The sequence below is a fragment of the Protofrankia sp. CiP1_Cm_nod1 genome (genome assembly GCF_920888515.1).
Lineage (GTDB): Bacteria > Actinomycetota > Actinomycetes > Frankiales > Frankiaceae > Protofrankia.
Genome location: NZ_CAKKTM010000111.1, coordinates 10659 through 20243, shown reverse-complemented (window position 1 = coordinate 20243; position 9585 = coordinate 10659). Strand labels below are relative to the sequence as shown.

8 protein-coding genes are annotated in these 9585 nt (G+C 70.4%); 2 read left to right on the top strand and 6 right to left on the bottom strand.

Annotation, left to right across the window (positions count from 1 at the left end):
- Window positions 1-233: 233 nt before the first annotated feature.
- The 5 genes from cobA to prfB all read right to left on the bottom strand — a co-directional run bounded on the left by cobA (window position 234) and on the right by prfB (window position 6349).
- Entirely contained in the window at window positions 234-1025 is a 792-nt protein-coding gene (gene cobA / locus NBX02_RS05480) for a uroporphyrinogen-III C-methyltransferase (RefSeq protein WP_250284330.1), read from the bottom strand.
- Between the two features lie 358 nt (window positions 1026-1383).
- On the bottom strand, window positions 1384-2307 hold the full coding sequence (locus NBX02_RS05475) for a hypothetical protein (RefSeq protein WP_250284332.1): 924 nt from the start codon (window positions 2305-2307) through the stop codon (window positions 1384-1386).
- Between the two features lie 79 nt (window positions 2308-2386).
- Complete coding sequence (locus NBX02_RS05470; protein ID WP_250284334.1) at window positions 2387-3550, bottom strand: toll/interleukin-1 receptor domain-containing protein; 1164 nt, start codon at window positions 3548-3550, stop codon at window positions 2387-2389.
- Window positions 3551-3902: 352 nt separating this feature from the next.
- A complete protein-coding gene (locus tag NBX02_RS05465; RefSeq protein ID WP_250284336.1) occupies window positions 3903-5009 on the bottom strand; it encodes a toll/interleukin-1 receptor domain-containing protein in 1107 nt (368 codons plus the stop codon).
- Window positions 5010-5248: 239 nt separating this feature from the next.
- Window positions 5249-6349, bottom strand: coding sequence for a peptide chain release factor 2 (gene prfB, locus NBX02_RS05460; protein ID WP_250284338.1), 1101 nt, complete (start codon window positions 6347-6349; stop codon window positions 5249-5251).
- 656 nt (window positions 6350-7005) lie between these two features.
- On the opposite strand from prfB, the gene NBX02_RS05455 reads away from it, so the two are divergent.
- Window positions 7006-7980: a hypothetical protein gene (locus NBX02_RS05455; protein ID WP_250284340.1), complete on the top strand. Its 975-nt coding sequence runs from the start codon at window positions 7006-7008 to the stop codon at window positions 7978-7980.
- A gap of 184 nt (window positions 7981-8164) precedes the next feature.
- On the opposite strand, the gene NBX02_RS05450 is transcribed toward NBX02_RS05455, so the two are convergent.
- Window positions 8165-8641 carry a pilus assembly protein TadG-related protein gene (locus NBX02_RS05450; protein ID WP_250290273.1) on the bottom strand — a complete coding sequence of 159 codons (477 nt, stop codon included), beginning with the start codon at window positions 8639-8641 and terminating at the stop codon, window positions 8165-8167.
- 530 nt (window positions 8642-9171) lie between these two features.
- Here NBX02_RS05450 and NBX02_RS05445 point away from each other — a divergent pair.
- Entirely contained in the window at window positions 9172-9369 is a 198-nt protein-coding gene (locus NBX02_RS05445; RefSeq protein WP_250290272.1) for a hypothetical protein, read from the top strand.
- The last annotated feature ends 216 nt before the right edge of the window (window positions 9370-9585 follow it).

Here is a 9585-nt window from a genome sequence, read left to right as displayed (position 1 = left end):
GCCGGGGGCCAGGCGACGGGGGGGCCTGCGACGGGGGGCCGGATGGCAGCTCGCGGCTGGTTGCCGGGCCGGCGGCCAGCGTGACCGCCGGCCGGTGCCGGTGCTGGGTCATCGTCGTGGCTCCGGTTCTGCTCTGCGGTCCGGGCCTGGGAGCGGCCGGACTGATGATCCTGATCGGGCGTCGGCCGGGTGGCCCCGCGGGGCCACGGGATCAGAGCCTCGCCGTCGCGGGATCAGAACTCCTTCTGCCGTAAAGTGTCAATCTCATTCCTTACCGTGACGACATCCCCGATGACGATGACGGCCGGCGGCTGGATGGCGGCCTGGGCGACCAGGGCCGGGATGTCGGCAAGCGGGCCGGCGACCACCTGCTGGTCACCACTGCCGCCGTCGCGGATCACCGCTGCCGGGGTCGACGCCGGGCGCCCACGCTTGATCAGTTCGGCGGTGATCTGCTCCAGCGCGCCGATGCCCATGAGGATGATGATCGTCCCGGGGCCGGTCGCCACGGCGTCCCAGTCGACCGTCGAGCCCGGATGCGACGGGTCGACATGGCCGGACACGATCGTGACGTCCTGGGTGATCCCACGGTGGGTGACCGGGATGCCGGCCAGTGCGGGCACCGCCGTCGCGCTGGTCACCCCCGGGACGACCTCGCAGGGCACCCCGGCGGCCGCGCAGGCCAGCGCCTCCTCGCCGCCGCGGCCGAAGACGAACGGGTCGCCGCCCTTGAGACGCACCACCCCCAGGCCACGCCGGGCGCGTTCGACGATCACCTGGTTGATCTGCTCCTGGGTGAGGTTGTGGCCGTGCGGCGCCTTGCCAGCGTCCACGATCTCGACCTCGGGCCGTAAGCCGTCGAGCAGGGCCCGCGGGGCGAGCCGGTCGACCACCACCACGTCCGCTCGGCGCAGCAGCTCCAGGCCCCGGACGGTGATCAGATCGGGCCGCCCCGGGCCGCCGCCGACGAGCGCCACCCAGCCGCCCACCGGGCGCTGGGCTCGCGCGTCCCGGTCCCGGTCCACGTCTCGCTCCTGGCCCCGCTCCTGGCCCCGGTCCTGATCCCGGTCCTGGCCCCCGTCCTGATCCCGGTCCTGATCCCGGTTCCACTGCTGGTCCCGGTCCGGGAGCTGGCCTCTGCTCCGCTCCCTGTCCTGGTCCGCGGTCCCGCCTGGGCGGGCTGCCCCGCGTAAGGCACCCGCATGCCCGTCGTCGCCGCCATGCCCGGCCGCCATCGGTGGATCCGTGTCGAGTCTGCCCACGATGAGAGTGTGCGGCCTCCGGCGCGGAAAAGCCGTAGGTAGGTCCCGTCGTGATGGCAGCGGCTGCCACACCTGTGACCTGCGCGTCCGTAGGTGGCAACCGCGGCCGCGGCGGAGGTTTCTACCTACTGTCCCGCCGATGCGTCCTCTGTCCCCGCCGATGTGTCCCGCTGATACGGCGCAGGCCGCTGAGTACGAGGGCGACCATCTCGTCGGTGTCGTCCGTGGCGAACAGCGTTTCGTTCTCGGCCTGGTCGAGGCCGTTGGCGAGCGCCTCCGGGCCGGCCACCCGCAGCTCGGTGAGCAGGCCGTCGTAGTCGACCGGTGTGCCGGCGCGGGCCGCCTGCGCCACCAGCTCGGCGTATCCCGGACGGGCCGCGAGCTGGCTGTCCAGCTCCAGGTCACGGGGCCGCCCGCCGGTCACGGCCTCGATGACCCGCTCGGTGCAGCCGCCGAAGCCGCCCAGCAGGAACAGCGGCCGCCCGGCCCGCAGCGTGAGCACGGCCTCCTCGAGCAGGCCGGGGTAGAGCCCCGCGCCGACGACGACGGCACCGCCGAGCATCACCCGCGCGTCGGTCTCGGTGGCCATGCGCTCACGCATGGCGGTCAGCGCGCGGGCCCGCTTCCAGCGGGCCACCACCGCGTCACCAGCGCTGCCGATGTTACCTGGGTCGTCCCGCAGATCCGGGTCGTCAGGACTGATGTCGGCCGGTGGCGGCACACCGACCACCGTCGCGACGTCGACGAGCTCGGCCTGTTCGTCCACCCCGAACCGCAGGAACAGGTGCCACGCCAGGTAGTCGGTCACCCGCTCCGGCCCGGGCCGGCCGGGCAGGTCGTAGGTGTCGACGAGATCGAACAGGACCCGGCTGTACCCGCCGGCGCGCAGGTCACCGCCGTAGGCGAGGGAGCCGCCAGCGGCCAGGACATGCCGGGCGATCTCGACGAACGCGTGCCGCTGGTGCGGCACCCCCAGGCCTCGCCGGACCAGGTCCGGGCTGTCCGAGATCGAGACGGCCACCCGGATGTCCGCGAGCGAGCTCACAGCAACCTCCTCGCGCGCTCTGTCACCACCGGGCCCGTCGCGGGCCCCATCATGTCGGGAGTCATGTCAGGAACAGCGGTCATGTCGAGAACAGCATCGTCGGCGTCACCATCCGTAGCGAACCGTCGAGCTTCGCCAGCACCCGGCTCTCCTCGGTACCCAGCGGTGGATCAGGATATAGAAGATCGACTGGGGACGCACCTCCGGCGGAATTCCGTGGCAGATCAAGCAGCGTCAGCAGTTCGGGTGGCCGGGCCAGCAGGAACGCGGGCAGAGCGACACCGTGCCGGCCGCACATCTCGGCGGCCCGCAGCGGGAAATACCGGTGCCTGAGCGTCTCGGTCAGCAGAACGCCGACCAGACGGTCGAGAACCGCTCGCGAGTCATGGTGCCAGCGGACGGTCGGAACGTTGCCGAGATACGGGAAGGCGCGCGCCGAGTGGTCCGTGAACGCGTCCAGGACAACCACCGGCATGGACGCGCGCTTCGCGCCGAGGAGCTCCCGCTGGCACCACGGCCGTGAACCATACGAATCCGAGTTCACCGCGAGCAGCGCGCTACTGGTGGCCGCGGCGTCGAGAACGTCGGCGAAAGAGTCCCCACCGGATATGTGGTGCGCGTCGAGGAAGTCGTCGACATCGGTCTCGAGCCGAAGATGCCGGGCCACCTGCCTGGCGATGTCACCGCCATCCGCGGACGCGTAGCTGATGAACACCCGGACCGGATCCGCGGCACCGATCTGACGGCACACCCGGTGGACGACATGGTTCAGCAGGACCTGCTCACGAAAACGCGCCGGCAGCGTGTGCAGGTCGACGACGTCGACGTCGGCCGCGACGGGGACGCGGGCGAAGTTGGGAGTGAGCGCGAACGGCAGCAACCAGTTACCGGGCCCGGCGCCGACAGCGCGCAGCAGTTCCGCGAGATAGTCGTTCCAGCCGGCGCCCACCAGGGCGTTGTCGATGAGCAGGACGATGACATTGCGCTCGGCCAGGCTGAGATCGACAGGTGGTGGCACGTCGGCGGCCCGCCGCGCGCCACGGCCGTCCGGGTGGCGGTGCAAAGGCCCGCCAGCCGACCAGAAACGCACCGGAACTCCCAGCGAGCGGGCGGCCGGCCGCGACGGGTCGGCCGTCAGATGCGTGAAGACGGCGTCGGCGAGCTGGTGGGCTTCCGCGCCGGCACCGGAACGCCAGACCACGTGTACGACGACGGGCGGCCGCGGTCGCCCGGCGGCGCTCACCAACGGTCGTCAGTCGGGTCAGGATGCATTCCGGCACGATAATCCGGTGCCGCATTCGGGCACCACGGCGGGGGTTAGGAGGGCCGGTCCAGCGCCAGGACGGCCTCTGCCAGGACGGACGGCCCCTGCCGGGACGGCCGCCGGGAGGCGGACACCCCCGGTGGGCGAACGGTCTTCGGCGGCGACGCCGGCCGTCAGCCCGCCACTCGTCCGCACGACATCCCACGTGCGCGGCATGCGCCCCGGGCGTTTCACATGGCCCGGCCGGTGGGCCGCTGGGCCGCGGCCGGCCGGGCGTCCGCGACGCGTTCTCCGGCGCCGGAAACAACGGGGCACGCCGAGAACAGCCCGGTCACGTCGAGAAGAGCATCGTCGGTGTCATCAGCCGCATCCTCGGCTCGAACTCGTGTAGCAGCCGCGTCTCCTCGCTGTCCAGCGGAGGATCGGGATAGACGACGGTCAGGTCCACCTCCACCGAGCCGGCGCGGCGGCGCAGCTCAAGCAGCGTGAGCGGCTCGGGCGGCCGGGAAAGGCAGCAGTACGGCCGGTCGACCCGCCGCAGCCGGGACAGCCAGGCCACCTGGCGGGGAAAATACCGGTGCCGGAACGACTCGGCGAGGAGCAGGCCCAGCAGCCGCTCCATGACGAGCGGCGAGTCCGGTCTCCAGCGCAGTATCGGAATGTTCCCGAGATAGGGCGAGCGACGCTCGTCGCGGTCCTCGACCGCGTCCAGCAGAACAATCGGTCCGAGTTCGCGCTTGGCCCTGATGACCTCGTGCCGGCACCATCCCCGGGAGCTGTAGGAATCGGTCACGATCGCCAGGAACGCCGACGCGGAAATCGCCCGGTCTATCGCCTCGACGAGCCGTTCACCGGCGGCGATACTGTGCACGTCGAGAAAGTCACCGACGTCCGTGCACTCGTGCAGATATTTGCGCACGGCCAGCGCCACGCCCCGGCCGTCCGTCGAGGCGTGGCTGAGCAGTACGGTGAGCGGGGAATTGTCGTCGGTGACATGCCGGAAGAGCCGGTGCAGGATTTTGTTCACGAACACCTGGTCCCGCAGCTCGTGGGCTGCCTCGTAGAGCCTGAGGCAGTTCACGTCCGAGATCGACGAGGTCCGGTCGACCTTCCGGGTGAGCAGCACCGGCAACAGCCAGTGACGAGATGACGCCGAGGTCATGCCGACGAGCTCGGCGATGTAGTCGTTCCAGCCGCCGCTTATCAGCCACGCGTCGACAAGCAGCACCACGATGTTGCGTTCGGCCCGCTCGAGATCGACGGCTGGCGGCGGATCGTCCCGTCCGGGCGACCGCGGATTCGGCGTGGACGTCCAGAAACGGACCGGCACACCGAGGCCTCGCACCCGCGGGCGCCACGGATCGGCGCACAGGAACTTGAAGGCGACGCCGGCAAGATGCTCGCCGAGGCGACTGCCACCGTGCCAGACTACATGCACCGCAACAGGCAATCGCCTGTCAGCGGTTACCAACGGTCGTCAGCCGAGTCGGGATACACCCCGGCACAATAACCGGGCGGTCATGCCCGTCCTGGGGCCACGTGCCAGACCGTGGCTCCGGCTATGCGTCAGGGACACGTGCCAGAACCACGCATCAGGACGCGGCCCTTCCCAGTGCCCGGGCCCGGCCCGTCTCGGTCTCGGTCTCGGACGGACAGGTGAGCGGATACGGACGGGGGTTATCCCTGCCGCTCCGTGGTCCGCCGCCAGCGGATCTCCGCGTCGATGAACTCGTCGATGTCGCCGTCGAGCACCGCCGCCGTGCCGGACGTCTCGACCTCGGTCCGCAGGTCCTTCACCATCTGGTACGGGTGCAGAACGTAGTTGCGGATCTGGGAGCCGAAGGAGACGTCCTGCGGCCCGCCGGTCAGCCGCTGCTTCTCGGCGGCCTCCTCGGCCCGCCTGCGTTCGAGCAGCTTCGCCTGGAGCACCATCATGGCCGCGGCCTTGTTCTGTAGCTGGCTGCGTTCGTTCTGACAGGTCACCACGATGTTGGTGGGCAGATGGGTGATCCGCACCGCGGAGTCGGTGGTGTTGACGCCCTGCCCGCCCGGCCCGGACGACCGGAAGATGTCGATCCGCAGCTCCTTGTCGTCGATCTCGACGTGGTCGGACTGCTCGACCGCGGGTGTCACCTCGACCCCGGCGAACGAGGTCTGCCGCCTGTTCTGGTTGTCGAAGGGGCTGATCCGCACCAGCCGGTGGACGCCGTGCTCGCTGCGCAGCGTCCCGTACGCGTAGGGCGCCCTGATCTGGAACGTGGCGGACTTCAGGCCCGCCTCCTCTGCCTCTGAGGTGTCGAACACCTCGGCGGCGTACCCGTGCCGTTCGGCCCAGCGCAGATACATGCGCAGCAGCATCGCGGTCCAGTCGGCGGCATCCACGCCGCCGGCGCCGGCCGAGAGCTGGACGATCGCGTCACGCTCGTCGTACTCACCGGAGAGCAGGGTGCGGACCTCGAGCGTGGAGATGTCGCGGGCGAGCGTGGGCAGGTCGTTCGCGGCCTCGGCGAGCAGGTCGTCGTCCCCCAGGTCGAGGGCGGCGATGACGTCGTCGAGACGCCGGCGCAGCGCCTCGACCCGCGAGATGTCCCCACGTACCGACGACAGTCGCCTGGTCACGACCTGGGCGCGTTCCTGATCGCTCCACAGCTGTGGGTCCGCTGCCTCGCGTTCCAGATCGGCTGCGCGACGACGGAGAGCTTCGAGATCAAGAACGGCCTCGATGCCGGCAAGCGTCGCGTCGAGAGCCTTGATCTCCTCTGTGATGTCGGCGGCCATGAGACCCACCTTACCGTCGGACGCACCGCACCCCCAGCCGTACAGATCTTGCCTCTCCGTTGCCTCCGGTTCGCCGCGCGACGCGGATCACGGCCCGTCGGTCGCCACGGAACGTAACCGATGATAACGGGGAAAGATCGCGGTACGCGGGAAAGCGGGCGCGTGGGGGCGCGCGGAGGGAACATGGGGGCATGCCCAGCCCAGCACGGCCGGGGCCGCGAAACCGTGGCGCACACGCCTGCCAGCCCGCCGCGACCGAGGCGATGTCATCCGGTGGAAACACCGAGGCGCCAGCTGAAATAACAGGGAAACAATGTTACGAGAAAGCGACGGTGTTACAGCCAGGTAATTTACCCCGGCCGGCCACACCGCCGACACGGCCCGCCCGGCGGCGTAATACCCTTGTGAGACACACAACACACCGCCACATCCCGGCACGGAAGCGGCAGGCGTTCCGAAACGCTATCGTTGGTAACGAGTGGCTTCTTCGGCCTGGAAGTGGTGACGTCGCATGCGCCCTTCCAGGGCTTGTCGGAATCGGCACCGGTGAGCACGGGAGCTCCGCCGCGCGTCGTCACCCTCGGGTGAGTCGTGGCCCTTGGCGGACAGAAAGAGAACCACGGTAATACGCCCGCCCGAACCCGAAGGACGCCGACATGCCTGAGCCTGCCGACCGACGACGGGTGCTCGCGGCCACCGTGGCCCCCATTGTCGCCATGACCGACCAGGCAAGCACCAGCGACCTGCACGAAGCCTGCGCACGGGCGCTGGAACAGGCGCTGGACAGCTACGAGACCGCCGACCTGGCCGACATCGTCTCCGGCCTGACCAGGCTGGAGGAGACCATGCGCACGGTGCCGCGTGCGCGGCGGCTACGGGGATCGGTCGCGCTGGACTGGATGCGGCTGCACGCCGCCGTGACCACCACCATGGCCGGAGCCGCCTACGACCAGGGCCGTCACGGCGACGCCGTGTCCCTGGCCGACCGGGCCGCGACGGTCGCCCGGGCCGCCGGTGACGGGCCGCTCGCCGGCCGTGCGCTGACCGTCCGCGCCCGGGTGGTCCGCCAGCACAACCCGGCGGTGGCGTTGCAGATCGCCGATGCCGCCGGCCGTATCGCCGGCACGAGCCCGGCCCGGGCGCTGGTCGCCGGCAAGGTCTCGGCCAGCTCGTATGCCGCGGTCGGCGACGTCGCCGGGGTCCGGCGCTCGGTGGCCCAGGCATGGAAGATCATGGAGCTGATGGACAGCTCCGCGCACGGGCGTCCGGGATTCGCCCTCGACACCTACTCCCCCGCCGACCTCGCGCTCGCCTCCGCCGAGGCGTTGACCACCGTGGGCGTCGCCGAGGACGCGGACAGCCACCTCGAGCGGGCGTCCGAGATGATCGACGACAGCGGACAGACCGGGATGGTGGTCGCGGTGCACATGGCGCGGGCCCGGGCCGCGCTCAGCCGCGAACGTCCCGACCCCTACGAGGCCAGGCAGCACGCCTCCCACGCGGTGACCCTCTCCCTGCAACGGCCAGCGGAATGGGTCGCCCGGCTGGTGCACGACATCTCCGCGCTCGCCACCAGGCGCACCGGCCACGACCTGGACGACCTGATCGCCACCACCTCCCCCTGGTTCTGACGGGGGTTGCCATGGGCCTTTCCAGGAAGGCTCCCGACGAGGCGCGGCCCGCGGCCCGGACCGGGGCGGGCGGTGCCGTCACGGCAGATTACCCGCGGTACCGCCTGCCGTAGCGGCTGGTGTTCATCGGCTGGTGTTCCGCGGGACGCGGGGGGCGTGGCCGGGCCGTAGCCGGGCCGGCGTTTCAGGGCGCGGGCGGGCGGACGAGTGACTGGGCGTCCGCGCTGGCCGTGACGGTCAGCGGGCCGATCCCCAGGATCGCCACCACCGGCAGGGTCACCGTGCGGATACCGGTCACCCGGACCGTCGCCGGCTCCACCAGTTCCGCGGTCAGCGTCGTGCGCCCGGACGGGTCGGCGTCGCTCTGGTACTGCGCGACGGTCGCGGCGACCGCCGTCAGCGGCAGCCGCTGGAGCTCCCCCGTCGCGGTGTAGATCGCCGTCTCGTCGACGCTCTGGGCCGCGGCGAGCGCCGCACCGTCCGCGGCGGAGGCGAGCGAACGCCTGGCCAGGTACACCACGGACACGTCGGTCACCACGAGCGCCAGCATCAACGCGACAAGAACATAGCCGAGGGTGAGAATCAGGATCGATCCCTCGTCCCGCACCCGGTGGCCTCCCGGCCCCCGGCGCATGGGACGTTTACACAGGTCAACGCACATCCGCGTCCCCTCCGGTCCGCAGCCAGGCGGCACTTGGCCCGCGGGCTGCCCCACCAGGGCCCGCGACGGCCACGATTTTCCGCGTCCGATCCGCCGCTCATCGGTGAGCGCAGGCTTTTCAGTTTCTCAAAGGGGCCGGAGCGCTCCGTTCAGGACCCCGCTCGCGGAAGCGCACCGCACCCAGTGCCTGGCCGATACCGAGCGACAAGGCCGGCTGGGACGACCAAGAAGACCACCGCGGGACGGCACACCTACGAGGATGTCGGGGAGCTGCTGGCCGAACTCGTGCTCACCGGCGAGGACATGGATCGCGCCCGCGAAACCACCGCCGGCCACATCCGTGCATGGCGATGGCGATGGGCACCTTGCCCAGGCCGCGGCTCCCGTGCCACATCAAGCGGCTGCTCCTTTGAGGATCCTGGCTCACGCCCCCAGCGGATCCGGACCGCGGGATGATCAAGAAACCATGGAGCATGGTAAGATGCGAGGAATCTGTTCACAGGCTGTCCAGGATGGGAAGGGGGGCCGAGATGGACCACGAGCCGCCGGCCGTTCTGGCCGATGTCGAATTTGTCGACCTTTCCCCTACCGCGCAGGCAGCGCTCGACGAGGCACTGGCCGAGGCCGATGCCGGCCACACCGAGCTGTACGACAGCGTCGAGGAGTTCGACGCGTCCCTGCGAGCGGCCGTCGTCGGCGACCTGGTCGAGTATCCCCGTACGGCCTGACCCAGACTTCTGCTCTGTGGCAGAAAGAGTATCGTGCGTGTGTGCCCACATTCGAGCGGACCTTACGCTTTCTGGACATGTACCGCCGTCTGACTCCCGCCCAGCGTGAGCGATTTCTGCGCGCACGGGACATGTTTCTCGTCGACCTCCGTAGCGGGAACGGGTTCCGCAAGGGGCTACGAGTCAAGGGCGTACGGACCCGACCAGGAGTGTATG

Coding starts and splice junctions, on each gene's coding strand:
- prfB (WP_250284338.1), bottom strand. CDS start 6,349: ATGGCCGCCGACATCACAGAGGAGATCAAGGCTCTCGACGCGACGCTT.
- NBX02_RS05455 (WP_250284340.1), top strand. CDS start 7,006: ATGCCTGAGCCTGCCGACCGACGACGGGTGCTCGCGGCCACCGTGGCC.
- NBX02_RS05450 (WP_250290273.1), bottom strand. CDS start 8,641: ATGTGCGTTGACCTGTGTAAACGTCCCATGCGCCGGGGGCCGGGAGGC.
- NBX02_RS05445 (WP_250290272.1), top strand. CDS start 9,172: ATGGACCACGAGCCGCCGGCCGTTCTGGCCGATGTCGAATTTGTCGAC.